The organism is Rhizobium sp. BK650 (assembly GCF_014195325.1).
Classification (GTDB): Bacteria; Pseudomonadota; Alphaproteobacteria; order Rhizobiales; family Rhizobiaceae; genus Rhizobium.
The window spans coordinates 619,119-644,216 of the sequence record NZ_JACIBK010000003.1 but is presented as its reverse complement, the minus strand read 5'-3'; the positions used below and the strand labels follow the sequence as shown (position 1 = coordinate 644,216).

Annotated in this window: 23 protein-coding genes, 1 tRNA gene and 1 riboswitch; of the genes, 11 read left to right on the top strand and 13 right to left on the bottom strand. The window is 60.4% G+C overall.

What is annotated here, in order from left to right:
• The first annotated feature begins 229 nt into the window (after positions 1–229).
• A riboswitch (glycine riboswitch) is annotated at positions 230–320 on the top strand.
• A 154-nt stretch (positions 321–474) separates the two neighbouring features.
• From gcvT to FHX15_RS11325, 6 genes are all read left to right on the top strand, one after another.
• Positions 475–1,611 carry a glycine cleavage system aminomethyltransferase GcvT gene (gene gcvT, locus FHX15_RS11350; RefSeq protein WP_184396901.1) on the top strand — a complete coding sequence of 379 codons (1,137 nt, stop codon included), beginning with the start codon at positions 475–477 and terminating at the stop codon, positions 1,609–1,611.
• 22 nt (positions 1,612–1,633) lie between these two features.
• On the top strand, positions 1,634–1,996 hold the full coding sequence (gene gcvH / locus FHX15_RS11345) for a glycine cleavage system protein GcvH (RefSeq protein ID WP_184396899.1): 363 nt from the start codon (positions 1,634–1,636) through the stop codon (positions 1,994–1,996).
• Positions 1,996–4,860 carry an aminomethyl-transferring glycine dehydrogenase gene (gcvP, locus tag FHX15_RS11340; protein ID WP_184396897.1) on the top strand — a complete coding sequence of 955 codons (2,865 nt, stop codon included), beginning with the start codon at positions 1,996–1,998 and terminating at the stop codon, positions 4,858–4,860. Before gcvH ends, gcvP begins: the two co-directional genes overlap by 1 nt.
• Positions 4,861–5,040: 180 nt before the next feature.
• Positions 5,041–5,286 carry a DUF982 domain-containing protein gene (locus FHX15_RS11335; protein WP_184397184.1) on the top strand — a complete coding sequence of 82 codons (246 nt, stop codon included), beginning with the start codon at positions 5,041–5,043 and terminating at the stop codon, positions 5,284–5,286.
• Between the two features lie 254 nt (positions 5,287–5,540).
• Positions 5,541–5,616 (top strand) — tRNA-Thr (locus tag FHX15_RS11330).
• Between the two features lie 259 nt (positions 5,617–5,875).
• Positions 5,876–6,181, top strand: a complete 306-nt coding sequence (locus FHX15_RS11325) for a flagellar basal body rod C-terminal domain-containing protein (RefSeq protein WP_184396894.1) — start codon at positions 5,876–5,878, stop codon at positions 6,179–6,181.
• A 9-nt stretch (positions 6,182–6,190) separates the two neighbouring features.
• Here FHX15_RS11325 and FHX15_RS11320 read toward each other — a convergent pair whose 3' ends face one another.
• From FHX15_RS11320 to FHX15_RS11280, 9 genes are all read right to left on the bottom strand, one after another.
• The gene (locus tag FHX15_RS11320; protein ID WP_184396892.1) at positions 6,191–6,811 is read right to left on the bottom strand and encodes a LysE family translocator; all 621 of its coding nucleotides are present in this window, start codon (positions 6,809–6,811) and stop codon (positions 6,191–6,193) included.
• A 104-nt stretch (positions 6,812–6,915) separates the two neighbouring features.
• Entirely contained in the window at positions 6,916–7,311 is a 396-nt protein-coding gene (gene sufA, locus FHX15_RS11315; protein ID WP_184396890.1) for a Fe-S cluster assembly scaffold SufA, read from the bottom strand.
• A 96-nt stretch (positions 7,312–7,407) separates the two neighbouring features.
• Positions 7,408–7,782, bottom strand: a complete 375-nt coding sequence (locus tag FHX15_RS11310; RefSeq protein WP_183747005.1) for an SUF system Fe-S cluster assembly protein — start codon at positions 7,780–7,782, stop codon at positions 7,408–7,410.
• A 10-nt stretch (positions 7,783–7,792) separates the two neighbouring features.
• Positions 7,793–9,034, bottom strand: a complete 1,242-nt coding sequence (locus tag FHX15_RS11305; RefSeq protein WP_184396888.1) for a cysteine desulfurase — start codon at positions 9,032–9,034, stop codon at positions 7,793–7,795.
• Between the two features lie 12 nt (positions 9,035–9,046).
• A complete protein-coding gene (gene sufD, locus FHX15_RS11300) occupies positions 9,047–10,321 on the bottom strand; it encodes a Fe-S cluster assembly protein SufD (protein ID WP_184396886.1) in 1,275 nt (424 codons plus the stop codon).
• Between the two features lie 23 nt (positions 10,322–10,344).
• On the bottom strand, positions 10,345–11,100 hold the full coding sequence (sufC, locus tag FHX15_RS11295; protein ID WP_184396884.1) for a Fe-S cluster assembly ATPase SufC: 756 nt from the start codon (positions 11,098–11,100) through the stop codon (positions 10,345–10,347).
• A gap of 79 nt (positions 11,101–11,179) precedes the next feature.
• Positions 11,180–11,434, bottom strand: coding sequence for a hypothetical protein (locus FHX15_RS11290; protein WP_184396882.1), 255 nt, complete (start codon positions 11,432–11,434; stop codon positions 11,180–11,182).
• Between the two features lies 1 nt (position 11,435).
• A complete protein-coding gene (gene sufB / locus FHX15_RS11285) occupies positions 11,436–12,905 on the bottom strand; it encodes a Fe-S cluster assembly protein SufB (RefSeq protein WP_184396880.1) in 1,470 nt (489 codons plus the stop codon).
• A 146-nt stretch (positions 12,906–13,051) separates the two neighbouring features.
• Positions 13,052–14,218, bottom strand: coding sequence for a cysteine desulfurase family protein (locus FHX15_RS11280; RefSeq protein WP_184396878.1), 1,167 nt, complete (start codon positions 14,216–14,218; stop codon positions 13,052–13,054).
• 216 nt (positions 14,219–14,434) lie between these two features.
• On the opposite strand from FHX15_RS11280, the gene FHX15_RS11275 reads away from it, so the two are divergent.
• Positions 14,435–15,112, top strand: a complete 678-nt coding sequence (locus FHX15_RS11275; RefSeq protein ID WP_184396876.1) for an alpha/beta hydrolase — start codon at positions 14,435–14,437, stop codon at positions 15,110–15,112.
• Here the strand turns inward: FHX15_RS11275 and FHX15_RS11270 are convergent.
• Together FHX15_RS11270 and FHX15_RS11265 are read right to left on the bottom strand one after the other, a co-directional pair.
• Positions 15,105–15,632, bottom strand: coding sequence for a GNAT family N-acetyltransferase (locus tag FHX15_RS11270; protein ID WP_184396874.1), 528 nt, complete (start codon positions 15,630–15,632; stop codon positions 15,105–15,107). The two genes, FHX15_RS11275 and FHX15_RS11270, sit on opposite strands and share 8 nt — an antisense overlap.
• Complete coding sequence (locus FHX15_RS11265) at positions 15,629–16,753, bottom strand: anhydro-N-acetylmuramic acid kinase (protein WP_184396872.1); 1,125 nt, start codon at positions 16,751–16,753, stop codon at positions 15,629–15,631. The genes FHX15_RS11270 and FHX15_RS11265 overlap by 4 nt, the downstream gene beginning before the upstream one ends.
• Before the next feature lie 121 nt (positions 16,754–16,874).
• Between FHX15_RS11265 and tyrS the strand changes: the two genes are divergently transcribed.
• Positions 16,875–18,131, top strand: a complete 1,257-nt coding sequence (gene tyrS, locus FHX15_RS11260; RefSeq protein ID WP_184396870.1) for a tyrosine--tRNA ligase — start codon at positions 16,875–16,877, stop codon at positions 18,129–18,131.
• 73 nt (positions 18,132–18,204) lie between these two features.
• Here the strand turns inward: tyrS and FHX15_RS11255 are convergent, their stop codons facing one another.
• On the bottom strand, positions 18,205–18,687 hold the full coding sequence (locus FHX15_RS11255; RefSeq protein WP_184396868.1) for a GNAT family N-acetyltransferase: 483 nt from the start codon (positions 18,685–18,687) through the stop codon (positions 18,205–18,207).
• 18 nt (positions 18,688–18,705) lie between these two features.
• Entirely contained in the window at positions 18,706–22,095 is a 3,390-nt protein-coding gene (locus tag FHX15_RS11250) for an AsmA-like C-terminal region-containing protein (protein WP_184396866.1), read from the bottom strand.
• Positions 22,096–22,229: 134 nt separating this feature from the next.
• On the opposite strand from FHX15_RS11250, the gene FHX15_RS11245 reads away from it, so the two are divergent.
• From FHX15_RS11245 to FHX15_RS11235, 3 genes are all read left to right on the top strand, one after another.
• Complete coding sequence (locus FHX15_RS11245) at positions 22,230–22,703, top strand: peroxiredoxin (RefSeq protein ID WP_184396864.1); 474 nt, start codon at positions 22,230–22,232, stop codon at positions 22,701–22,703.
• Positions 22,700–23,518: a ferritin-like domain-containing protein gene (locus FHX15_RS11240; RefSeq protein WP_184396862.1), complete on the top strand. Its 819-nt coding sequence runs from the start codon at positions 22,700–22,702 to the stop codon at positions 23,516–23,518. Before FHX15_RS11245 ends, FHX15_RS11240 begins: the two co-directional genes overlap by 4 nt.
• Before the next feature lie 104 nt (positions 23,519–23,622).
• On the top strand, positions 23,623–24,945 hold the full coding sequence (locus FHX15_RS11235) for a peptidoglycan DD-metalloendopeptidase family protein (RefSeq protein ID WP_184396860.1): 1,323 nt from the start codon (positions 23,623–23,625) through the stop codon (positions 24,943–24,945).
• Positions 24,946–25,098 lie beyond the last annotated feature (153 nt).

Below are 25,098 nucleotides of genomic sequence, written 5' to 3'. Positions count from 1 at the left end.
CGAGTGCGGATCCGATAAAGCCACAAGCGCACAGCAGGGCCGCAAAAGCCGATGTCCTGACGATTTTCATAGAGTATTTCTCCTCGCTCTCGGCTCGCGTTAGCTAATTTCGCTGGCAAATGCAAAAGCCCATTTGCCTGACATCGCAACCGGCTTCTCTGAGCCGCGACAAAAATTTGTACGGTCGCGACATTTTGCTTGCCAAGGCCTGCCGGCCCCGGATAATTGCGGCAACCTTGTTGGGAGAAGCCGGCTGCGACGCCGGTGCCGAAGGAGCAACCGCCCCGGAAACTCTCAGGCAAAAGGACCACAAGGGGCAGACGGAACTCTGGAGAGAGGCGTTCTCGAAACGTCCGCCGAAGGGATAACAATCTCAGGCGCAGGGACAGAGGGGGCTCAAGGAGACAAGGCGCAGCCGCGCCTTCAGTTTTGAGCCCGCGCCCGGATATCGGGCGCAAACCCCGGAGGCGTCGTTTGGACGATATTGCTGCCCTCAAGAAAACCCCGCTTCACGCGCTTCACCTGTCGCTCGGTGCCCGCATGGTGCCCTTCGCAGGGTACGACATGCCGGTGCAATATCCGGCCGGAGTCCTGAAGGAACACCTGCAGACCCGCACCGCCGCCGGTCTCTTCGATGTCTCCCATATGGGCCAGGTCATCATCAAGGCGAAGTCCGGCAAGTACGAGGATGCAGCCCTTGCGCTCGAAAGCCTCGTGCCGGTCGATATCCTGGGTCTTGCCGAGGGACGCCAGCGCTATGGTTTCTTTACCGATCAGAATGGCGGCATCCTGGACGATCTGATGATCACCCATCTCGATGACCATCTCTTCGTCGTTGTCAACGCCGCCTGCAAGGAGCAGGACGTCGCTCACCTGCAGGAGCATCTTTCCGGCACCTGCCAGATCACCGTCCTCGATCGCGCCCTGATCGCGCTTCAAGGCCCTCGTGCCGTCGATGTGCTCGCCGAACTCTGGGCCGATGTGGCCGCCATGAAATTCATGGACGTGCGCCATTGCCGCCTGCACGATGTGTCCTGTCTCGTTTCCCGCTCGGGCTATTCCGGCGAGGACGGTTTTGAAATCTCCATTCCCGCCGACAAGGCCGTCGATGTCACCAACCGATTGTTGGAGCATCCAGATGTCGAGCCGATCGGCCTTGGCGCCCGTGACTCGCTGCGCCTCGAAGCCGGCCTCTGCCTCTATGGCAACGACATCGACACGACCACTTCGCCGGTCGAAGCCGCCATCGAATGGGGCATCCAGAAGGCCCGCCGCACCGGTGGTGTACGCGCAGGAGGTTTTCCGGGTGCCGAACGCATTCTCGGCGAATTGGATAAGGGTGTTTCCCGCAAGCGCGTCGGTCTGAAGCCGGAAGGCAAGGCGCCGGTACGCGGCCATTCCAAGCTCTTTGCCGATGCCGAGGGGAAAACCGAGATTGGCGAAGTCACTTCGGGCGGCTTCGGCCCCTCCGTCGAGGGCCCCGTCGCCATGGGCTACGTGCCGGTCTCCTATGCGGCACCTGGCACGCAGATCTATGCGGAAGTGCGCGGCAAGTACCTGCCCGTAACAGTCTCCACCCTTCCCTTCGTTACGCCGACCTACAAACGCTGACCCTATTGCGAGAGGATTTTCCATGCTGAAGTTTACCCAGGAACATGAATGGCTGAAGCTCGAAGGCGATGTCGCGACCGTCGGCATTACCACCTACGCTGTCGAGCAACTCGGCGACCTCGTTTTTGTGGAACTGCCTGAGGTCGGCGCCACCTTTTCCAAGAATGACGATGCGGCAACCGTCGAATCCGTTAAGGCCGCGTCCGAGGTCTATTGCCCGCTGGATGGCGAGATCGTCGAAGTCAATCCGGCCATCGTTGCCGATCCCTCGCTTGTTAATTCCGATGCTCAGGGCGCCGGCTGGTTCTTCAAACTCAAGCTCAAGAATCTTGGCGATGTCGACGGACTGCTGGACGAAGCGGCCTATAAGGAGCTTACTGCGTAATGACGACGCCTACCGAATTCCAGTTCACCGACTATCAGCCTTATGACTTCGCCAATCGGCGTCATATCGGCCCTTCCCCGTCGGAAATGTCGGACATGCTCGGCGTCATCGGCTATAAGAGCCTCGACGCGCTGATCGACGCCACCGTACCGCCCGCCATCCGCCAGAAGGCGCCGCTCCTCTGGGGCGCGCCAATGACGGAACGCGAGGCGCTCGACAAGCTGCGTGAAACTGCCAACAAGAACAAGGTTCTGACCTCGCTGATCGGCCAGGGCTACTACGGCACGATCACGCCACCGGTCATTCAGCGCAACATCCTGGAAAACCCAGCCTGGTACACGGCCTATACGCCTTACCAGCCGGAAATCTCGCAGGGCCGCCTCGAAGCGCTTCTGAACTACCAGACGATGATCTGCGACCTGACCGGCCTCGATGTCGCCAATGCCTCGCTGCTCGATGAGGCGACGGCCGCTGCCGAAGCCATGGCGATGGCCGAGCGCGTCGCCAAGTCGAAGGCCAAGGCTTTCTTCGTCGATGCCGATTGCCATCCGCAGACGATTGCGCTGATCCGCACCCGCGCCGAGCCGCTCGGCTGGGGCGTCATCGTCGGCAACCCCTTCACCGATCTCGATCCGGTCGATGTCTTCGGCGCGATCTTCCAGTATCCGGGCACGCACGGACACGTGCATGACTATACCGGTCTGATCTCCCGCCTGCACCAGACGGGCGCGATCGCCGTCGTTGCTGCCGATATCCTGTCGCTGACGCTTCTGAAGTCGCCGGGCGAGATGGGTGCCGATATCGCCGTCGGTTCCTCGCAGCGTTTTGGCGTTCCTGTCGGTTATGGCGGTCCGCACGCCGCCTACATGTCGGTCAAGGATGCCATCAAGCGCTCCATGCCCGGCCGCCTTGTCGGCGTTTCCGTCGATGCCCGCGGCAACCGTGCCTATCGCCTGTCGCTGCAGACGCGCGAACAGCATATCCGCCGCGAAAAGGCCACCTCGAACATCTGCACCGCGCAGGTCCTGCTCGCCGTCATGGCCTCCATGTACGCCGTCTTCCACGGTCCCAAGGGCATCAAGGCGATTGCCCAGCAGGTTCACCAGAAGGCCGTTCTGATGGCAAAGGGCCTGGAAAAGCTCGGCTACCAGGTTGAACCCGAGACCTTCTTCGACACGATCACCGTCGATGTTGGCCACATGCAGGGTCTCATCCTGCGCGCAGCCGTCGCCGAGGGCGTCAATCTGCGAAAGGTCGGGGAAACGAAGATCGGCATCTCGCTCGACGAGCGCACCCGTCCGGCAACGCTCGAAGCCGTCTGGCGCGCCTTCGGCGGCAATTTCCAGATCGCCGATTTCGAGCCCTCCTATCGCCTGCCGAAGGATCTGCTGCGCACCAGCGAATACCTGACGCATCCGATCTTCCACATGAACCGCGCCGAAAGCGAAATGACCCGCTACATCCGCCGGCTCTCCGACCGCGATCTGGCGCTCGACCGCTCCATGATCCCGCTCGGCTCCTGCACGATGAAGCTGAACGCGACAGCCGAAATGCTGCCGATCACCTGGCCGGAATTTTCCGACATCCATCCTTTCGTGCCCGCCGATCAGGCGCTAGGCTATCGCGAAATGATCGATGACCTCACGGAAAAGCTCTGTGCCGTTACCGGCTACGACGCCTTCTCCATGCAGCCGAATTCCGGCGCGCAGGGCGAATATGCGGGCTTGCTGACCATCCGCAATTACCATATTGCCAATGGCCAGGGTCACCGCGACGTCTGCCTGATCCCGACCTCCGCGCATGGCACCAACCCGGCGTCCGCCCAGATGGTTGGCATGAAGGTCGTCGTCGTCAAGGTGCGGGAAAACGGCGATATCGACCTTGAAGATTTCCGCGCCAAGGCGGAAGACCATGCAGCAAATCTCTCCTGCTGCATGATCACCTATCCGTCGACGCATGGTGTGTTCGAAGAAACCGCCAAGGAAATCTGCGATCTCGTGCACAAGCATGGCGGCCAGGTCTATCTCGACGGCGCCAACATGAACGCCATGGTTGGCCTGTCTCGCCCCGGTGACATCGGCTCCGACGTTTCGCACCTCAATCTACACAAGACCTTCTGCATCCCGCATGGCGGCGGCGGTCCCGGCATGGGTCCGATCGGCGTCAAGTCGCATCTGGCGCCCTTCTTGCCCGGCCATCCGGAAACGGACGGCCGTTCGGGTGCGGTTTCGGCAGCAGCCTTCGGTTCGGCGTCCATCCTGCCGATTTCCTGGAGCTACTGCCTGATGATGGGCGGCGAAGGCCTAACGCAGGCAACGAAGGTCGCGATCCTCAACGCCAACTATATCGCCGCTCGCCTGAAGGGCGCCTATGACGTGCTTTACAAGTCCGCGGCCGGCCGTGTCGCGCATGAATGCATCATCGACACCCGTCCGCTGGTCGACAGCGCCGGCGTCACCGTCGACGACGTTGCCAAGCGTCTGATCGACTGCGGCTTCCATGCGCCGACTATGAGCTGGCCGGTTGCCGGTACACTGATGATTGAGCCGACCGAGTCCGAAACCAAGGCCGAACTCGACCGCTTCTGCGAAGCCATGCTGGCTATCCGTCAAGAAGCCCGCGATATCGAGGAAGGCCGTTCGGACAAGCTGAACAACCCACTGAAGAACGCCCCGCATACGGTGGAAGACCTCGTCGGCGAATGGGATCGTCCCTATTCTCGCGAACAGGCCTGCTTCCCGCCCGGCGCTTTCCGCGTGGACAAGTATTGGTCGCCGGTCAACCGCGTCGACAACGTCTATGGCGACCGCAACCTAATCTGCACCTGCCCCCCGGTCGAAGCTTACGCAGAGGCAGCCGAGTAGTGAGGAGCGATCGGGCAAAGCCCGAGCAATCGATCCAGTGAATCGATTTCAGCGACGAACGCCCTGAGCCTAAGCGAAGGGCTCACCAAACAAAGCCCCTTCCATCATGGGAGGGGCTTTCTAATTCTAATAAGGAACGCGAGAGGAAACCCCATGACCCAGGATCAAAGCGAAGCAAGAATGCAGGCGCCCTGGTCGAAGCCTGTACTCATCGCTCTCGACGAGCCCGGCCAATATGTCACAATCGATACTACCCAGGCTGCATCCTGGGCAATGATCGAAGATTGGCCGATCGAGGATGGCGCCGCGCTCGACCAGGCGTTGCTGGTCTGCGCCGATGTCATCAAGGGCAAGCGCACCGGTGAAGATGCGCGCAAGGCATTTATCGCCGCCGCAGCCGAAGCAGGTCTCGATATCAAGAACTGAACGGCTACACGTGCGCATTGATGGCGATAATGGATGCAGGCAGATTTTTTGGAGGGCTGGTGAACTATTTTCGGTCCGCCGCGTAACTAGCTTTGCTGGATGCTGCACAACCAGCAGGGAGAAGGGTTGTCTGCCCCTGTACTGGGCGCCCTTCTCCTTATCCGCCTTCTCGTACCAGACGTTAACCTTACCGCCTAACCGTCGATCGAAGCTTCACTCGCCTGCAAGCGCCATTTCTGGCATGAAGACATGACGCCCCTCGTAGCTCAACGTAAGAGCAGCTGTCTGGTTTGCAGCCGATCCAGGTTCAATTCCTCGGCAGGGGCACCAGCTTCCTGGTCCTCCGCTCTTCTTCAATGTCGAAGTATGCCGGTTCGCAGCTTGCAACAGCTACGGCGCGGCTTGGTGGAATGCGGCGCGGCGGTACTTCGATGTCCTGATTGCTGGAATGACCGTCGGCGGCTGATCTTGCGTGCCATTGCGGCACAACCCTCGCAGATCCCCACGCCTTTCGCTAACCGAAACCGTTCAGCTTTCCCTAAACCCTTGCCGGTAAAACACTTAGTGTCCGGAAACAGGGAAATGGTCGATGAGCATTTCTGCAATCACGCATACGGCTCTCTCGGGGATGCTCGCTCAGACGTCGCGAGCAAGCGCGATCGCCAAAAATGTCGCCAATGCGAGCACACCGGGCTATGGCCGGCTGAACACCAGCTTCCAGTCCGTCGAACCCTCGGGCGTTCAGGTAAGCGTTAACGCAACGGATCAGGGCGTGGACTTTGCGACCGAACTCACCGACCTCATCGAGACCGAACAGAGCTACAAGGCGAATGCTTCAGTCTTCGAGACCGGCGCTGATCTCTGGGACGTGCTGATGAGCATGAAACGCGACTAAGCTTTTCTTTCAGACAATCGAATAAGCCACGGAGCCGAGCGCCACTGCGCCGAAGGCAATCAGCATATAACTCGTCGCGCGGCCGACTCTGGCCGTGAAATCGGGCGACAACCGGTCCCGGGCGATGCTGACGGCAGCACTCAGACAGAACCACCAGAGCAGCGATCCGATGAAGACGCCGGAGACGATCACGGCTGAACTGAAGCGGCGCGTCTCCTCGGTCAGCCCAAGCCCGGCAAACAATGCGCCGAAGGACAGGATAGTAGCAGGGTTGGAGATCGTCAGCAGGAAGGTCGAAATGGTCGTATGCAGGAAGTCGGCCGCATCGATCTTTGCCGCCTTTACGATCCCCCTGCTCTTCAGTCCCCGCCAGCCGAGCCAGAGCAGCATCATTCCGCCGCCGAGCGCCAGCGGAATGGTGGCCTTCGACATGGTCTCGGAGAAGACCGCCAGACCGGCGACCGCGACCAGCGCATAGGTCGCGTCACCCAGTGCTGTTCCGAGCCCGCCGGAAAAGCCGAACCAGAAACCCTTCTCGAGACTGCGGTTGATGCACAGGGTTCCAATCGGCCCGAGCGGCGCTGTGATGATGACACCCAGCAGGGCGCCTTTCAGGAATAGAAAGAGCATTGTCCGCTTTTCTTCGTTGTCGCTTGTCGGTCTTCGGACAGGCTCGTCAAAATCAAAAGGCCGCCAATTATGGCGGCCATCAGGCAAATTCAACGAAAAAATGCTTAATGCTGTGCAGGAACCACTGCATCGCCGCGTGCAGCAAGCGCTGCAAGATCGACAGGTTTCAGTTCGACGGATTCGCCGCAGCCGCAGGCCGATGTCTGGTTCGGATTGGTAAAGGTAAAGCCGGAGCGCAACGTGGTGGTTTCAAAGCCGAGTTCGGTGCCGAGCAAATAGAGAACAGCCGATGGCTCGATCCAGACCTTGGCGCCATCGCGCTCGATTAGATCGTCCTTGGCGTTGGGCTCGGTCACCATGTCGATGGTATATTCCATCCCGGCGCAGCCACCCTTCTTGATGCCGACGCGAATGCCCTTGGCATCCGGTCCGCCATTTTCGACGATCGCCTTCACGCGCTCTGCGGCGGCTGTCGTCATGCTCATTACAGCAAAGCCCATCGGCTCTTTCTCCTTCCACAACCGGGTTCAAGATCCGGCGCTTCGTGATTCAAATGTAAGGCGATGATCTTAATCGATCAATACCACGGTACTGTATCAGTACCAGCCGACTGCGACCTGCGCCTCTTCGGACATGCGGTCCGGCGTCCATGGCGGATCGAAGGTCATTTCGACTTCGACGCCTGAAACGCCTTCGACGGCACCGACGGCATTTTCCACCCAGCCCGGCATCTCGCCGGCGACCGGGCAGCCGGGTGCGGTCAGCGTCATGACGATCTTGACCATGCGGTCGTCTTCGATATCGATCTTGTAGACGAGGCCAAGCTCGAAGATGTCAGCCGGAATTTCCGGGTCGTAGACGGTCTTGAGAGCGCCGATCACGTCGTCGCTGAGACGCGCCAGCTCCTCTTCAGGAATGCTGGAATGCACGATCCCTTCTCGCACGTCGATCTTCTGTTCATCCAGGCTCATGGCTTCTTCCTCAAGCAAAGAACTTGCGCGCATGGTCGAGCGCGTCGGCCAGCGCATCCACTTCGGCGCGGGTATTGTACATGCCGAAGGATGCCCGGCATGTGGAGGTCACGCCGAAGCGTTTCAAGAGCGGCATGGCGCAATGCGTGCCGGCGCGGACGGCAACGCCCCGGCGGTCGATCACCATAGAGACGTCATGGGCGTGAATGCCCGCGAGCTCAAAGGAAAAGATAGCGCCCTTGCCCGGCGCATTGCCGAACATGCGGAGCGAGTTGATCGCCTTGAGCCGCTCTTCGGCATAGGCTGTCAGGTCCGCCTCATGGGCGGCGATATTCTCGCGGCCGATCTTATCCATATAGTCGAGTGCATAACCGAGCCCGATCGCCTGCACGATCGGGGGCGTGCCGGCCTCGAAGCGATGCGGCGGATCATTATAGGTGACGACGTCCTCGCTCACCTCGAAGATCATCTCGCCACCACCCTGGAACGGCCGCATCTCTTTCAGCCGATCCTTCTTGCCGTAGAGCACGCCGATGCCCGAGGGGCCATAGAGCTTATGGCCGGTCATGACGTACCAGTCGCAATCGATATCCTGCACGTCGACGGGCAGATGCACCGCACCCTGCGAACCGTCGATCAGCACCGGAATGCCGCGCTCATGGGCAATACGGCAGACTTCCTTGACCGGAACGATGGTGCCGAGCGCATTCGACATATGGGTAATCGCGACAAGCTTGGTCCTGGCGGTCAGGCTCCTCTCGAAATCCTCGATATGGAAAGCGCCCTCGTCGTCGACAGGTACCCATACGAGTTTGGCTCCCTGCCTCTCCCTGATGAAATGCCAGGGAACGATGTTGGAGTGATGCTCCATGATCGTCAGCACGATCTCGTCGCCCTCGCCGATTTTGGGCATGCCCCAGCCGTAAGCCACCGTGTTGATCGCCTCGGTCGAGTTCTTGGTGAAGACGATGTCGTTGATATCCGGTGCATTCAGGAAGCGGCGAACCTTTTCGCGTGCGGCTTCATAGGCTTCCGTCGCCGCATTGGAGAGGTAATGCAGGCCGCGATGCACATTGGCATATTCATGGCTGTAAGCATGCGAGATCGCATCGATCACCGCCTGCGGCTTCTGGGCGGAAGCGCCGTTGTCCAGATAGACCAGCGGCTTGCCATGCACCTTCTCCGCAAGGATGGGAAAATCCCTGCGGATGGCTTCGACATCATAGGCGGTTGCCGGTACGATCTTGTCCATGGCGCTATCCGATCAGGCGTGCTTTTCCAGCCAAGCCGAGATGACGCCTTCCAGCGCCTCGACCAGGGCTTCGTCTTCCAGTTCCTCGACGATCTCGGCTACGAAGGCATTGACCAGCATGGCGCGCGCCTTGTTCTCCGGGATACCACGGGCCATCAGGTAATAGAGATGGTCGTCATTGATATCGGCAACCGTCGCACCATGGCCGCACTGCACGTCATCGGCGAAGATTTCGAGCTCGGGCTTGACCGAAAATTCGGCATCGTCCGACATCAGCAGCGTGTTACAGGCCATCTTGGCGTCGGTCTTCTGGGCATCGGGCGCGACCCGGATCATGCCCTGGAAGACGCCCTTGGCGCGGTCGAAGACCACGTTGCGGATCACCTCGGTCGAGCCGGTATGCGGCACGTCATGGCCGAGCACCATCGTCACGTCTGTGTGCGTATCGCCGCCGAGCAGATTGATGCCGCGAAGCGTCAGATCGGCGCCCTCGCCGCTCACCTTGATGTTCAGTTCCTGACGGACCAGCTTGCCGCCGGCATTGATGACGAAAAGCTTCAGCTTGGCGTCGGCGCCGAGATCGACGCGGATCTGGCCGAGATGTGTATCTTCCGTCCCCTGCTGCTGCAGGATGATCCAGGTCAGTTCCGTACCCTCGCCGACCGTGATGTCACTGACATGCGACACAAGCGCGGCATCGCCGGTCACCGACTGGTGACGCTCGATAACAACACCTTTCACATTGGCGCCGAAGGTAACGGGCAGCCGGGTGTGGATATCGCCGCCGGCATGCACGAACTGGATTTCCAGCGGCTCTTCAAGCTCGGTGCCTTCAGGCACTTCGACGGCGTAGCCGTCCTTGACGAAACTGCCATTGATACGGCCGACAGCATCGTCACGGCCGAGCGCGTCGAGACCCGCAACGGCCGAGCCGTCGGTCAGCTGTTCCGAATAGGTGGAAACCATGAGGTCGCCGGCTGAGGCCTTCTTGGCAGCCCGGCCCTGAATGACGGCAAGGACCGGAGAGGCCTCGACCAGTGGTTCCAGTGCTTCGGAGCCGGCGTCGCCCGCCTTGGCCGGAACGCTGCGCAGCAGGTTCTTAAGGTCGGTATAGTGCCAGGCCTCGATACGCCGCGTCGGCAGGCCTTGCTTCTTCAGGTCGTCGAGCAGGCGGTCGCGCAGCGCAGTCACCGCACCATTGCCCGGCAGTTCGCCGATCTGTTCGTTGAACGCTTCGATCAGCGCCGATTCGGCCGCAGTCAGGCGGCTCGTCGTTTGCATGTTCATGGACGTCGTCCTTTCCGCCACGCTCAGGCTGCGGCGCCGATAATGTCGGCGTAACCGTTGGCTTCCAGCTCATGGGCGAGCGTCTTGTCGCCGGACTTGATCACCTGGCCCTTGTAGAGAACGTGGACGGTATCCGGCACGATGTAATCGAGCAGGCGCTGATAATGGGTGATGACGACGACGGCGCGATCGGGCGAACGCAGCGCGTTGACGCCGTCGGCAACGATCTTCAGCGCATCGATGTCGAGGCCCGAGTCGGTTTCGTCGAGAACGCACAGCTTCGGCTCGAGCAGCGCCATCTGCAGGATTTCGGCGCGCTTCTTCTCACCGCCGGAGAAGCCGACGTTCAGCGGGCGCTTCAGCATCTCAGTATTGATCTGCAGCTTGCCGGCAGCCTCCTTGACTCGGCGCATGAAGTCCGGCGTCGTCAGTTCGTCTTCGCCGCGCGCCTTGCGCTGCTCGTTCATCGCCACCTTCAGGAACTGCATGGTGGCAACGCCGGGAATTTCGACCGGATACTGGAAGGCCAGGAAGATGCCCTTGGCGGCGCGCTCAGCAGCATCGAGTTCGAGGATGCTCTCGCCGTTATAGAGGATATCGCCTTCGGTCACTTCATAGTCTTCGCGGCCGGAGAGGATGTAGGAAAGCGTCGACTTGCCGGAGCCGTTCGGCCCCATGATGGCGGCGACTTCGCCGGCCTTCACTGTGAGGTTCAGGCCACGGATGATCTCGGTGCCATCTTCGGCGATGCGGGCATGAAGGTTCTTGATTTCAAGCATCTTTGGTTCCTGCGTTCTGTCTGCGTGCTCATCGGAGCCTCGCCTAATTTCTAAGGGCATTAACACGTTGTGCTCTGCGCTACGGCCAGAAGATACGAATGATACGAATGACACGGATAAACGCGACCACGATGAGCCAAGGCACTTCTAGAAATTCCGGAATATCCGGAAACATCTTTGCCGATTTCTCCATGCGCTGCCGGAGAAACACATAGGGTCGCTCCGGCGGCGTTTCCGTCTCGTACCTTTGCTCGCGGGGGCCTACCTTCGATAGGATCTCCCCGCGCATATTCGTCAGGCGTTCAAGAATTCGCTTCTTGTCCGCCTCGCTCATGTCAGCCGACCGAGCCTTCCAGCGAAATGCTGATCAGCTTCTGCGCTTCGACGGCGAATTCCATCGGCAGTTCCTGCAACACTTCCTTGACGAAGCCGTTGACGATCAGCGCGATCGCCGCTTCCTCGGGAATGCCGCGCTGCAGGCAGTAGAAGAGCTGATCTTCCGAGATCTTCGAGGTGGTCGCCTCGTGCTCGAACTGCGCCGTCGAATTCTTCGCCTCGATGTAGGGCACTGTATGGGCGCCGCACTTGTCGCCGATCAGCAGCGAGTCGCACTGCGTGAAGTTGCGGGCGTTCGAAGCTTTCCGGTGGGCTGAAACCTGGCCGCGATAGGTATTCTGCGACACGCCGGCGGCAATGCCCTTGGAGATGATGCGGCTCGACGTGTTCTTGCCGAGATGGATCATCTTGGTGCCGCTGTCGATCTGCTGATGCCCGTTGGAAACGGCGATCGAGTAGAACTCGCCTCTGGAGTCATCGCCACGCAGGATGCAGGACGGATATTTCCAGGTGATGGCAGAGCCGGTCTCGACCTGCGTCCAGGAGATCTTCGAACGGTCGCCGCGGCAATCGCCGCGCTTGGTGACGAAGTTATAGATGCCGCCCTTGCCGTCCTTATCGCCCGGATACCAGTTCTGGACGGTCGAATATTTGATCTCCGCATCGTCGAGCGCAATGAGCTCGACCACGGCGGCATGCAGCTGGTTTTCATCGCGCTGGGGTGCGGTGCAGCCTTCGAGGTAGGAGACGTAAGCGCCTTCCTCGGCGATGATCAGCGTGCGCTCGAACTGACCGGTGTTCTTCTCGTTGATGCGGAAGTAGGTGGAAAGCTCCATCGGGCAACGAACGCCCTTCGGTACGAAGACGAAGGAGCCGTCGGTGAAGACTGCCGAATTCAGCGTCGCATAATAGTTGTCGGTCGTCGGAACGACAGAGCCGAGGTATTTCTGTACCAGCTCGGGATGCTCGCGGATGGCTTCCGAGATCGACATGAAGATCACGCCGGCCTTCTTCAGCTCTTCCTTGAAGGTCGTCACGACCGAGACGGAATCGAAGACCGCATCGACGGCGATCTTCGACTTCTGCACGCCGGCGAGGATTTCCTGTTCCTTCAGCGGAATGCCGAGTTTCTCGTAGACCTTGATGATTTCAGGATCGACTTCGTCCAGCGACTTCGGACCAGGCGTGCTCTTCGGTGCGGCATAGTAGTGGATGTCGTTGAAATCGATCTTCGGATAGTTGACGCGAGCCCAGGTCGGCTCTTCCAACGTCAGCCAGCGCTTGTAGGCTTCCAGGCGCCATTCGAGCATCCATTCCGGCTCCTGCTTCTTGGCAGAGATCAGGCGGATGATGTCTTCGGACAGGCCTTTGGGTGCCTTGTCCATTTCGATGACGGTTTCGAAGCCGTATTTATACTGGTCCACATCGATCTGACGAACGCGATCGACTGTTTCCTGGACAGCAGGCATGTCGTTCTCCAATCTCGCCGGAGAAAAGGTCCGGCAGCTTGTCGTGCGGGCAATTTTCGTTTGCCCCTGATATAAGCGGCCAAAAGGGACTTTTCAGCCCTGATGGCAAGCAGAAAATTGCGTTTCCGCAAGATTATATGAGGCGTTCAAGCCGCCTCGCCCGCCGGCTTTCGCCGGGAAGCAATTTTCCCAAAGGCAGCAATTGCCCGATCCACGTCTTCTTCCGTCGTCGAAAAACCGAGCGACATGCGCAAGGCCCCGAGCTTCGGATCGCGCCCCATCGCCGTCAGCACATGGCTTTCGCCGACCTTGCCGGAGGAGCAGGCAGAGCCCGCCGAGAGCGCCACACCTTCGAGATCGAAGGCAATCTGGCCGGTCTCCGCCTTCAGGCAGGGAAGCGTGAAGAAGATGGTATTGGCGACCCGCGGACCGCCGGCGCCGTGGATGATGACGTCAGGTGCTGCCGCGCGCATGCCGGTTTCCAGCCGGTCGCGCAGTGCGGCAATCGCAGCATTCCGTTCTTCGATGTTCTGCGTCACGGCTTCCGCCGCCGCTCCAAAGCCGATCAATGCCAACGAATTCTGTGTCCCTGAGCGGTGACCCTTCTCCTGGCCGCCGCCGCGGATCAGCGCCTTCGGCATTAGCGCCTCGCCGCGGGCAATCAGCGCACCCGCACCTTTCGGACCGCCGATCTTGTGAGAGGAAATGATCATGAAATCCGCGCCAATGCGCTCGATCTCGATCGGCAGACGGCCGGCCGCCTGCACGGCATCGACCACGAAGAGCCCGCCATGGGCGCGCACGATCCTGGCTGCTTCTTCGACCGGCTGAACGATGCCCGTCTCGTTGTTGACGTACATGATCGCCACCATCGGCAGGCCAGTCGACTTGTCATGGGCTTCGAGAAGGGCAGCGAGCGCCTTCAGATCGACGATGCCGGCATCGGTCACCGGTATCTCGGACGTCTTGCCCTTCGGGAAGCGGCCGCCCTCGCGGACCGCCAGATGCTCGACGGCGGAATGATAGAGACGCCCGAGCTTCAGCGGCGTGCGGCCCATGCTGAAGTCGGTCGTCAGCACCATATTGGCGGCTTCTGTGGCGCCACTGGTGAAAATCACGTTGGCAGGGTCGGCGCCCGCCAGCAGCGCCACCTTGCGGCGTGCGCCTTCGATGGCTGCACGGGCAGCCCGCCCTTCGCCGTGGACGGAATTGGGATTGCCGAAGACATCCACAGCACGCATGATCGCGTCGCGCGCTGCAGGGTGCATCGGCGATGTTGCGTTCCAATCGAGATAAAGGCGTGGCGGCGCCATTGTCTTCGGTCCTGCGCTTGACGAGCTTGCTTTGGCGTGGCGGCGCATTTTTCTTGAAATTTCCGCCGGGCTTGCCTTATGACACGTTCCACGCTGCGTGGATTGCCATGCAAGTTTCGAATTGTTCTAAACTGCGTTTTAGAAAAGCTGACAACCGTCGTCAAGTCATGTTGTCGCCAAACGTAGCGCGAACGCGAAATAAAACCCGGAGTACCGATGCCCGAAGTCATTTTCAACGGCCCAGCCGGCCGTCTTGAAGGCCGCTACCAACCCTCCAAGGAAAAAAGCGCACCGATCGCCGTCATTCTGCATCCGCATCCGCAGTTTGGTGGCACGATGAACAACCAGATCGTCTACCAGCTCTTCTACATGTTTCAGAAGCGCGGTTTTACGACGCTGCGCTTCAATTTCCGCGGAATCGGTCGCAGCCAGGGCGAGTTCGACCATGGTGCGGGCGAGCTTTCGGATGCTGCCTCCGCCCTCGACTGGGTGCAGAGCTTGCATCCTGATTCGAAGACCTGTTGGGTTGCAGGCTATTCCTTCGGCGCCTGGATCGGCATGCAGCTTCTGATGCGCCGTCCGGAAATCGAAGGCTTCATGTCGATTGCGCCGCAGCCGAACACCTATGACTTCTCGTTCCTGGCGCCCTGCCCCTCCTCCGGCCTCATCATCAACGGCGAGGCGGACAAGGTTGCGCCCGAAAAGGATGTCAACGGCCTCGTCGAGAAGCTGAAGACCCAGAAGGGCATTCTGATCACCCATCGCACAGTGCCTGGCGCCAACCACTTCTTCAACGGCCAGGTCGACACGCTGATGGCTGAATGCGAGGACTACCTTGACCGCCGTCTCAACGGCGAACTGGTGCCGGAGCCGGCAGCCAAGCGGATCAGGTGACGGCCTGCCGCATAGCGGCAGTCATCTCGAATTCTACGCCCTGAATACCTTCGATAAAGATCGGCCCGCGCTCCCGCATGCCGATCTTTTTCAATATGTGCTGTGAGACAAGATTGTCCTGATGGGTGAAGGCAACGATATGCGGCGCAATCCCCCGGGCGAAGAACCAGTCGGCGAGACTTGCTGCGATCTCCGTCGCATAGCCCTTGCCCCATTCGCGGGCGTAGAAGGCATAACCGAGCTCGTATTCGCCGGTATGAAAGAGCGATATGCCGGCACGCCCGATATAGCGGCCGTCCTCGCGGCTGAGGATCTTGTATTTTGTCGTGCCGTCGCGTGCCTGCTCGGTGAGATAGGACCGCAGCCGTTCCTCGGCCTTTTCGTGCGACCAGGGTGCCGCTCCTGACATGTAGCGTGTCGTCTCGATGGTTGAATGCAGATCGTGGACCAGATTGGCATCACCGTCTTCCCACATTTGGGCGAGAAGACGCGGCGTTTCGAAAATGACGTTGCCGCTCATGGCGCCGGTTCCGCTAACACACCGCCAGTGATTGGCTGACTGACGCCCGTCGTGCCGGGATAGGTGAGCGGCAGGCCCTCCAGCGAGCGCACGGCAAGATAGGCCCAGGCTTCCGCCTCCATCGCATCGCCATCAAAACCCGCCTGTTCGGCGCTCATCACTGCAGAGCCTTTTTCCCCGGCCATATCTGCAAACTCCGCCATGATCGCAGCATTCAGTCGTCCGCCGCCGCAGACGATATAAACGGAGGGGTTTTCCGGCAGATAGGAGGCGGATTTGACGATAGAGGCAGCAGCAACATGTGCCAGCGTGCGTGCGCCGTCCTCAAGGCTCGCCTCGCCATCGGCAAGCGGCTTGAAATCGCTTCGGTCGAGCGAGCGGCGGATATTGCCGCTGAAAAAGGGACTGCCGAGATAGTGGGCGGCGATATGGGGCACCACCTGCCCGCGACCGGCGATCTCGCCACCGGGATCGTAGGTCTTGCCGGTCTGCATTTCCACCCACTGATCGATCAGTGTATTGCCGGGACCACTGTCGAAGGCGGCGATGCGGCCTTCCGGGCCGATATAGGTGAGGTTCGAAATGCCACCGATATTGACGAAGCAGACTGTCTGCCCGTCCTTCTGGAAGCGCCCGGCAAGGGCGGCATGGTAAGCGGGTACCAGCGGTGCGCCCTGCCCGCCGTGCACCATGTCGTTGGCACGCATATCGTAGACGACGGAAATACCTGTGCGCTCGGCCAGAAGCGGGCCGTCGCCGATCTGGATCGTCAGCGCATCGTCAGGCCTGTGCAGGACGGTTTGGCCGTGGAAGCCGAGCACATCGATATCATCGCGGTTGATGCCGAATTTCTCGAGAAATGCCCTAGCGGCATCTGCATGACGCAAGGTCAGTTCAATCTCGATCTCGCGCAATTCATCCGGCCGCGCGCCGCGATCCGTCAACGGCCGCGCCAGATCGAGTGCCCGTTTCAACCGCTCGCGAAAACCGCCGTCATAGGGCACGCCCAGGAACGGACCACGTTCGATAAAGCCTCGTCCGTCCGTCCGCAAAAGCGCCACATCGATGCCGTCCATCGAGGTGCCGCTCATCAAGCCGATCGCAGTCCTGACGATATCCATTGCGCCGCGAGCCTTTCATGCGATTCCCGGATGCACTTTTGGAAAAACAGTGCTAAACGCGCCGCGACGGTTCAACAAGCGTCAATCCCATTTCCGTTCGACGTTTCAAGAGACGAAGCCAATGTATGAGTTCAAGTCCGATTTCCTCCGCACGCTGCAAGAGCGCGGCTTCATTCATCAAATCTCAGATGAACGCGGCCTCGACGATCTCTTCGCCAAGGAAACCGTGACGGGCTATATCGGCTTCGATCCGACCGCGCCCAGCCTGCATGCCGGATCGCTGATCCAGATCATGATGCTGCATTGGATGCAGAAGACCGGTCACCGCGCCATCTCGCTGATGGGCGGCGGCACCGGCATGGTCGGCGACCCCTCCTTCAAGGAAGAGGCCCGCCAGTTGATGACCGTCGATACGATCGAAGGCAATATCGCCTCCATCAAGCGCGTTTTCTCCAACTACCTCACCTACGGTGAAGGTCCGAAGGATGCGCTGATGATCAACAACGCCGAATGGCTGCGTTCGCTGAACTACCTTGAGTTCCTGCGCGATGTCGGGAAGCATTTCTCGGTCAACCGCATGCTGTCCTTCGACAGCGTCAAAACGCGTCTTGACCGCGAACAGTCGCTGTCCTTCCTGGAATTCAACTACATGATCCTCCAGGCCTATGACTTCGTCGAGCTTGCCAAGCGCTACGACTGCCGTCTGCAGATGGGCGGTTCGGACCAGTGGGGCAACATCGTCAACGGCATCGACCTCGGTCACCGTATGGGGACCAACCAGCTTTACGCGCTGACCTCGCCGCTGCTCACCACCTCGTCCGGTGCCAAGATGGGCAAGTCGGCCACGGGTGCCGTCTGGCTGAATGCCGACATGCTCTCGGCCTATGATTTCTGGCAGTACTGGCGCAATACAGAGGATGCCGACGTCTCGCGCTTCCTGAAGCTCTACACCACGCTGCCGATGGACGAGATCGCCCGCCTCTCGGCACTCGCCGGTTCCGAGATCAACGAGGTCAAGAAGATCCTGGCAACCGAGGTCACTGCGATCCTGCATGGCCGGGAGGCCGCTGAACAGGCAGCCGAGACGGCCCGCAAGACCTTTGAAGAAGGCGGCCTCTCTGAGAACCTGCCCTCCGTCGACGTTCCCGCCTCCGAACTCGACGCCGGCATCGGCCTTCTGTCGCTGATCGTGCGCGCCGGACTTGCCGCCTCGAACGGCGAAGCCCGCCGTCACGTCCAGGGCGGCGCCGTCCGTATCAACGACCAGGCTGTCAGCGACGAGCGCAAGATGATCGGCAGCAGTGAAATCACCGCTGACGGCGTCATCAAGCTGTCGCTTGGCAAGAAAAAGCACATCCTGATCCGCCGCGCAGCCTGACCGCGCAAGGGATACCAAAGCAAAAAGCCGGCCGTTGCGCCGGCTTTTTCTTTGTCTGCCTTGAGCCGAAAGCTCAGGAGCGCCGCTGGTAGAATTTCTCCATCACGAAATTGTAGAGTCGCTGCCCGCGCCGTTCAACGGTCTGCCGTCTGAGGACCTGGAACCCCTTGTGTTCGAAAAATGGCCGCGCCGTCAGGCTGGCATGCGTGTAGATACCCTCCATTTCCGATAGCTGGGCCTCTTCCTCAACGCGCGCCAGCAAGCGGCCAGCAACACCGAGCCCCTGAAATTCGGGATGCACGAACATCATGTCGAGGCAGCCGTCGGGCGTGAGATCGGAGAAGCCGACCGGCTTGCCGTCAATCTCCGCTATCCAAGCCGGGCGGCTAATCCTCCGTTCGGCCCATTTGGCAGGATCTTCCACCTGCGCCCAGGCATTGATCTGTTCAGGCGAATAATCTTTCGACGAGACTTCGCGGATGGCGCGCAGAAAAATCTCGATCGTAGCATCGCTGTCAGCGGGTCTGTAGGGCCTGATCAGGATCGAGTTCTTCACGGATAGTCCCCCAGCGATTTACTGGAATTCGAAAATCTGACGGAAGACACCGGGCGCGATAACCGACAACGGATTGATCTGCAGGTTCGGTTGCTCGAACTTGCCGGTCAACTTGAAGGTGATGCCGATCAGGCCACGGTCCGACCCATTACCGAGGATGACGCCGATCAGCGGCAGTTCGGCGAACAGCCGGTTGAGCCCATAAGCCGGCATGAAGGTGCCGGTCATGTCCATGTTGCCTCTTGCATCGCGCACCACGCCCTGGAAGGTGGCACCGATCTGGTCGCCGCGCAGAACGCCGTTTTCGATGGAAATAGCCCCGCCGCGTGAGACGACACGCGCAAAGCCCCGCTGGAAGTGCTGCGACGACGTATCGATGTCGCGTTTGACGGCCTCGCTCAGGCTGCGCTGGTCCGAGCCGACAGGCGTGGAGACGATGGAGCGCAACCGCTGTTCGTTGACGATCGAGAAGCGGCGCACGTCGAGCGAACCGTCCCAGCCGTTGGCACTGAGGCGGATCGCCAGGTTGAGCAGCCCGCCCTGCATGTGCTGATAGAGGTCGGCAAAGCGAGACACCGAGCCGGCATCGCCGCTGGTGATGTTGATGACGCCGCCGCCCTGCATCTTGCTGACGACGGCCTCGCCGCTATCCGTGACGCCGGAAAAATTCAGCGACTGAAGGTGGCTGCCGCTCATTGCGATTTGCGCCTGGAAATTGCCGATCTGCTCGTCGTTGAAGCCAATGATTTTCTGCAGCTTCGCCTTAACGGTCACGTTGCTGCTGTCTCCGCCGTCGCCATTGCTGCCCGAATCCGATTTCAACCGAGCAATGATCGGCCGTGCATCGGCGCTGGCGCCGAACACGGAAATATCGAAGCCGCCCTTGCTGCGCTTCAGCGACAGCCCGAAATCATCGACCGAGGACAGTTTCACGCTATCGAAATCCGCCGATATCAGGCCGCTCTTGCCGATCACGAGCGCCCCGGCTGCCCCGAAGCCATCGCCCTTCAGCCGGAAATTCTTGACCTGCGTATTCTCGGGTGGGCCGGAAACCTCGAATTCGGCATTGGCCGGAATGCCGCTGCCTTTCGACCAGCCGATCCACGGCAGATCGAGCGATGCCTTGCCGAGATCGAGCTGCACATCCTGCCGGTCCTCGTCGATGCGCGTCAGCACCAGCTTGACGCTGCCGCCCAGGATGCTGGACAGGCCAGGAAAAAGCCTGTCGCGTTGATCGCCGTTCAGCGTTGCCGTGATCACCCGCTGCGGCTCGATCCCAGAGGATTTGTCGACGGGCTCCAGCATATCGATATCGGCGGAGACGCCGTCGATGTCAGCCTTTCCCTTGACCTTCACCTGCTGCGGATCGGCATCGAGCACACCGTCGAGGTTGGTGATGACGCGTCCCGAGAACGGCTTGGCAAGCGCAACGTCGGTAAGCTCCATCCGCGCCTTCCATTCGGGTGGCGGCGGGTTCTGCGAGGAGAGCAGACCGAAATGCGCCTGCACATGCGCCTGAATATTGCCCTTGAGGTCGTCGGGCACGAAGCCCGCGCGCTGCAGAACCTTGATCGGCTTGTAGGTCAAGAGCTCGCCCACTGCATCGGCCGAACCTGAAACGGAAATGTCGGCATCGGCCATCAGCGGCTTGTCATAGACCGATGGCATTACGAAAGTGCCCGGCTGGACCGCCACGGAACGCCCTGACGGGAAATAGGAGGTGCCGCTCTTGAGTGAGATCGCAGCCTTTCCGCCCGTCAGGTCGAAATGCGCCGCGGTATCGCGCACCGGCGGAATGTCGCCGGCGACGTTCATGCGCGCCCCGGCAATGTTGAACGCGATACGGAGCTGATTTTCGTCGAGCCGCAGGCCGCGTCCTTGCGCCGCCTCGTCCAGCCGTCCGGCCGGAATAAAGACGGAAATGGAAGCGTCGCTTAACGTGCCGCCGAAGAGGTTTGCAAGCACCCAGACCCGCGCTTTGGAAGCCATCCAGAAGGGCCAGAGCTGCTTGACCGCCGTCGTCTGCATCTGCTGCGACTGGCCGGCAAAACTGATCTCCGGTGATTTCTCACTCAGCCGGATATGCAGCGCCCCATAGAGCGAACCAAGCGGCGAGGAAGCCACCATATTCGTAAACTGGAATTCGCGTCCAGCTACGAGATAGCGACCGGTCGCCTGCAGATCGAAGGACAGTGGCTGCTCGCCGGAATTGGGCGCGGCCGTGCCGCCACTGATCAGAGCATCGATGCCGAAACCCTTGCCCGCAGACGGGTCGAGCTTGTCGAGATCGATCAGCGCGCCGCTGATCGGCAGCACGGTCGGGCCGAGACGCAGCTGCGATTTGGCGATCTCCAAAGTCTGCTTGTCGAAATCATAGGCCAGATTGAGTTGCCCGTCCGTCAGCTCCTGAGAATCGCCATCGACGTAAATAAAGCCCGGATTGAGATTGAGAGCCGCATTGAGCGACGGCTTGACGCCGTCGGCGGCTCTGACCGCGGAAATGGTGAGGTCGCCGAAGGTCTTGAGGCCCTGGCGGATCTCGCCCTGATCGTTGCGCTTCAGTGTAAAGGGCGTGAGGTCAGCATGCGACAGTGTGGCGACGAGCCGGGATGCGTGCCCGCCTGCTTGGTCGGTGATCACATTGAGATCTGCCGCTTGACCGTTAATAGAAATCTGGCCGTTGAGTTGCAACGAGTTCGGCCCGGCATGTGCAAAGGCGAGATTGTCGACGACGAGCGAAAGCGGCCCGTTTGCCGTATCCGCGAGCTTGATGTCGATACCGGATATACGGACCGACGCGGTAGCGCCGCGTTCGACGAAGGTTTCGAACAGGTCGAGATGTGAGAATATCGTCTCCATTGCTGCCGGAATGGCATCGACGCGCAGATCGTCAAGCTTTATGGGCGCGCTTGATGGAAGCAGCGACGTGTCGAGGGCGATATCGTCAGCTTCGACCGACGAAATGGCGATGCGGCCGCGAAAGAGCTGCAGCGGATCGAGCGCCATGCGCATAGAGGATGTCGTGGAGAGATGCTGGCCGCTCTGCTGGTCGATCATATTGACGTCGCGTGCTTCCAGCGCCAGTCGCAGGCCGGAGGTGAAGCGGATAACAGTGGAGCCGACTTCTGCGCGGTAGCGCGGCCCGAGCGCACTGTTCAGGGCCGACTGCGCCTGCTGCGACAGCGGTGCGTCAATGACCCCGCTTTCGATCGTGAAAACGATGGCGGCCAGGATGAACAGGATGACTGCGCAGAATCCGCCGGTAGCTTTCGCGGTACCGCGCATGCGCGAGCGCGGCGGCGGGCAATGCACGATAAGAGGATTCTCTACCTGCGCTGAGGGTAGGTCGTGTAAGGCGACGATGTCCTTCTTACGGAACGTGACCTTTTCGCCGCGGATGGCTGACATGCGTCTCGGGGAACTCCTGAACTTGTTTGAATCGCCCGATTTCGTTTGAAACAGCTGGGCGGGACGCCGTGTCGTCCATTATATACCGGTTCGATATAGTATCTCCCCTAAACTCGGCAAAAGAAAGTTCTGAGATGTCTGCACCTGGTATTGGCTCCCGTGCTCCCGATTTCAGCCTCCCGCGTGACGGCGGCGGGCGCATTTCGCTCTCTGATTATCACGGCAAGCCGGTGGTGCTGTTCTTCTACCCCAAGGATGACACGACGGGCTGCACGACCGAATCTCTGGATTTTACTGCGCTTGCCGATGAGTTCGCAGCCGCCGGTGCTGCCATTGTTGGAATGTCGCCCGACTCGGCGGCCTGCCACGACCGCTTCATCAAAAAGCACAAGCTGACCGTCGCGCTCGCCTCGGACGAAGAGAAGACGGTGCTGCAGGCCTATGGCGTATGGAAGGAGAAGAAAATGTATGGCCGCACATTCATGGGCGTAGAGCGTACGACCTTCCTGATCCGCAAAGATGGCACCATCGCCACCATATGGCAGAAGGTCCGAGTGCCCGGTCATGCCGCAACAGTTCTGGAAGCCGTGAGGAATCTGGCTGCGTGATAGCAATCACTTCGCTGCGTGGCGGCGCAATCGATGCGATCCGATCCGCCGACCTCGACTGCAAGACGGAACTGGCACAGGAGAGCGCGAACAGATGGTTCGCCCGTCGCATTTCGCTACGCTCACCACTGGATGCAGCTTTGCCGGAACGCCCCGGCCGGCCGGAGAAGCCGGTGCTAGTACCGCCGACCCAGGTTGAGAAGCGCTCTCTGCACACCCTGCCCGGCCGCATCGCTCTGCTGCATGCCATTGCCCATATCGAGCTCAACGCCGTCGATTTGGCGCTCGACATCGTGGCGCGATTCGCCTCGGCCCATGTGCCGAACTCTTTTTTTGATGGCTGGATGCAGGTTGCCTTCGAAGAAGCCAAACACTTTCGCCTGGTGCGCAAGCGGCTTAACGATCTCGGCGCCGATTACGGCGATCTGCCTGCCCATGACGGCCTCTGGCAGGCTGCGCATTCGACCCGCAACGACCTGACGGCCCGGCTTGCCGTCGTGCCCCTGATTCTCGAAGCGCGCGGCCTCGATGTCACGCCTGCACTGCAGGCCAGGATGCGCGAGACCGGCGACCTCGAAAGTGCCGCAGTTCTCGATGTGATTTATAACGACGAAAAGGGTCATGTCGCCGTTGGCGCCAAATGGTTCCGCTTCCTCTGTGCTCGCGAAAAGCGTGATCCGGCAAGGACGTTCCAGGAGCTGGTGCGCGCCAATTTCCGCGGCCCGCTGAAGGCGCCGTTCAATGATGTGGCGCGCGCGGAAGCAGGTCTGACGCCTTCCTTCTATCGCTCGCTCACCTCGACAAGCCAGAGCTGATCTGCGAGCGCCTATTAGGCGGCGTAAACCGACCGTTAACCATAAATGTATGTAATCATTTCCCAATGAGGCGGGGCTGAAAAGCGAATCTTTGGGAGACCTCCGTGACGAGCGGACATCACAGTCGGGTATTCGGCAAGGGGGCACAGGAACACGTCCTCATTCTCGCCAGCGGCGACAAAGTGCGCCACATGACGGTGAAGCCGTGGATGGCGGCACTGGCCTTTTGCTTCGTCGGCGTCTTCTCGATCGGCTATCTGCTTGCCACCTCCTACCTCGTGTTGCGCGACGATCTGATCGGCGCAACCATGGCCCGCCAGGCCCGCATGCAGCACGATTATGAAGACCGCATCGCGGCACTGCGCGCACAGGTCGACCGTATCACCTCCCGTCAGCTTCTCGACCAGCAGGTCGTCGAGGACAAGGTCGACAAGCTGATGGAACAGCAGATGGCGCTGACCTCGCGTCATGGCAAGCTGGACAGCCTGCTTGACCGCGCCGAAAGCTCCGGTCTGACTGGCAAGGAAGTGCCTGCCGCAAATGTGCCGGCGCAAGCCTATGTGCCTGATATCAAAGACAAACGTGCGTCGCTCTCCGGCGGCGCGCAGGCGATCGACAGGTTGCTGGCAGGCGATAACAAGCCTGCCGACGCCGGGGCACCCGACAACTCCACCCTTGCCTATGTTCCATCAGAGGAAACCCTCGGCGACCGCGCCGACCGCATCTTTTCCAAGGTCACGCTCTCGCTCAAAAATGTCGAGCAGGTCCAGAGGAGCCGCGTTGATCAACTGACGAGCGATGCCGGCAATGCGGCCGATGCGATCGAGGGCGTGCTCGACCGGTTCCATATCCCGGTGCAGTCAGAGAGGGTTGCAGCGAAAGAGAATGAAGATAGCGCCGTTGGTGGTCCCTACGTCGAGCCTGAGAGCAACGACGACTTCAATAGTTCGCTTATTCAGCTCGATGGCGCGCTGACGCGGTTAGAAGCCGTGCGCAGCACTGCCGCGTCCCTGCCCTTCCGCAACCCCGCGGTCGGCAAGGAGGTCACCAGCCCCTTCGGTAACCGGCGTGATCCCTTCCTCGGCCGCCTTGCGCTGCATTCCGGCATCGACTTCCGCTTCTCCCCCGGCGAAAGGATCCGTCCCACTGCGCCCGGCAAAGTGATCTCCGCGGGCTGGACCGGCGGTTACGGCAACATGGTCGAGGTCGATCATGGCAACGGCATTTCGACGCGCTACGGCCATATGTCGGAAATTCTGGTGAAGGTCGGCGACACGGTCGGCCGTAACGATGTGATCGGACTTGCCGGCAGCACGGGCCGCTCCACCGGCACGCACTTGCATTATGAAGTGCGCCAGGACGGACGTGCCATCGATCCGATCTACTTCATGAATGCCGGCCTTAAACTTGCCACTTATATGAAATAGCCGGTCGCGGTAACGAATGCTTCACCTCGCTACCTGCGGTGGAGGCGCTCTTCCTTGACTTGCCGGCCATTTCGGATTATGTCGCCCACCATTGCGGCATGCAATCCTGCCGACTCGCCAGAGACCGGCCGAACGGAACGGAAACAGTTTTCC

Bases quoted from the DNA above. Each gene is read 5' to 3' on its own strand.
- FHX15_RS11275 (WP_184396876.1), top strand. From the start codon at position 14,435: ATGCCCGAAGTCATTTTCAACGGCCCAGCCGGCCGTCTTGAAGGCCGC.
- FHX15_RS11280 (WP_184396878.1), bottom strand. From the start codon at position 14,218: ATGGCGCCGCCACGCCTTTATCTCGATTGGAACGCAACATCGCCGATG.
- sufC (WP_184396884.1), bottom strand. From the start codon at position 11,100: ATGCTTGAAATCAAGAACCTTCATGCCCGCATCGCCGAAGATGGCACC.
- FHX15_RS11265 (WP_184396872.1), bottom strand. From the start codon at position 16,753: ATGGATATCGTCAGGACTGCGATCGGCTTGATGAGCGGCACCTCGATG.
- gcvH (WP_184396899.1), top strand. From the start codon at position 1,634: ATGCTGAAGTTTACCCAGGAACATGAATGGCTGAAGCTCGAAGGCGAT.
- tyrS (WP_184396870.1), top strand. From the start codon at position 16,875: ATGTATGAGTTCAAGTCCGATTTCCTCCGCACGCTGCAAGAGCGCGGC.
- gcvP (WP_184396897.1), top strand. From the start codon at position 1,996: ATGACGACGCCTACCGAATTCCAGTTCACCGACTATCAGCCTTATGAC.
- FHX15_RS11305 (WP_184396888.1), bottom strand. From the start codon at position 9,034: ATGGACAAGATCGTACCGGCAACCGCCTATGATGTCGAAGCCATCCGC.
- sufA (WP_184396890.1), bottom strand. From the start codon at position 7,311: ATGGGCTTTGCTGTAATGAGCATGACGACAGCCGCCGCAGAGCGCGTG.
- FHX15_RS11335 (WP_184397184.1), top strand. From the start codon at position 5,041: ATGCAGGCGCCCTGGTCGAAGCCTGTACTCATCGCTCTCGACGAGCCC.
- FHX15_RS11325 (WP_184396894.1), top strand. From the start codon at position 5,876: ATGAGCATTTCTGCAATCACGCATACGGCTCTCTCGGGGATGCTCGCT.
- FHX15_RS11245 (WP_184396864.1), top strand. From the start codon at position 22,230: ATGTCTGCACCTGGTATTGGCTCCCGTGCTCCCGATTTCAGCCTCCCG.
- FHX15_RS11250 (WP_184396866.1), bottom strand. From the start codon at position 22,095: ATGTCAGCCATCCGCGGCGAAAAGGTCACGTTCCGTAAGAAGGACATC.
- FHX15_RS11290 (WP_184396882.1), bottom strand. From the start codon at position 11,434: ATGAGCGAGGCGGACAAGAAGCGAATTCTTGAACGCCTGACGAATATG.
- FHX15_RS11270 (WP_184396874.1), bottom strand. From the start codon at position 15,632: ATGAGCGGCAACGTCATTTTCGAAACGCCGCGTCTTCTCGCCCAAATG.
- sufB (WP_184396880.1), bottom strand. From the start codon at position 12,905: ATGCCTGCTGTCCAGGAAACAGTCGATCGCGTTCGTCAGATCGATGTG.
- FHX15_RS11310 (WP_183747005.1), bottom strand. From the start codon at position 7,782: ATGAGCCTGGATGAACAGAAGATCGACGTGCGAGAAGGGATCGTGCAT.
- sufD (WP_184396886.1), bottom strand. From the start codon at position 10,321: ATGAACATGCAAACGACGAGCCGCCTGACTGCGGCCGAATCGGCGCTG.
- FHX15_RS11320 (WP_184396892.1), bottom strand. From the start codon at position 6,811: ATGCTCTTTCTATTCCTGAAAGGCGCCCTGCTGGGTGTCATCATCACA.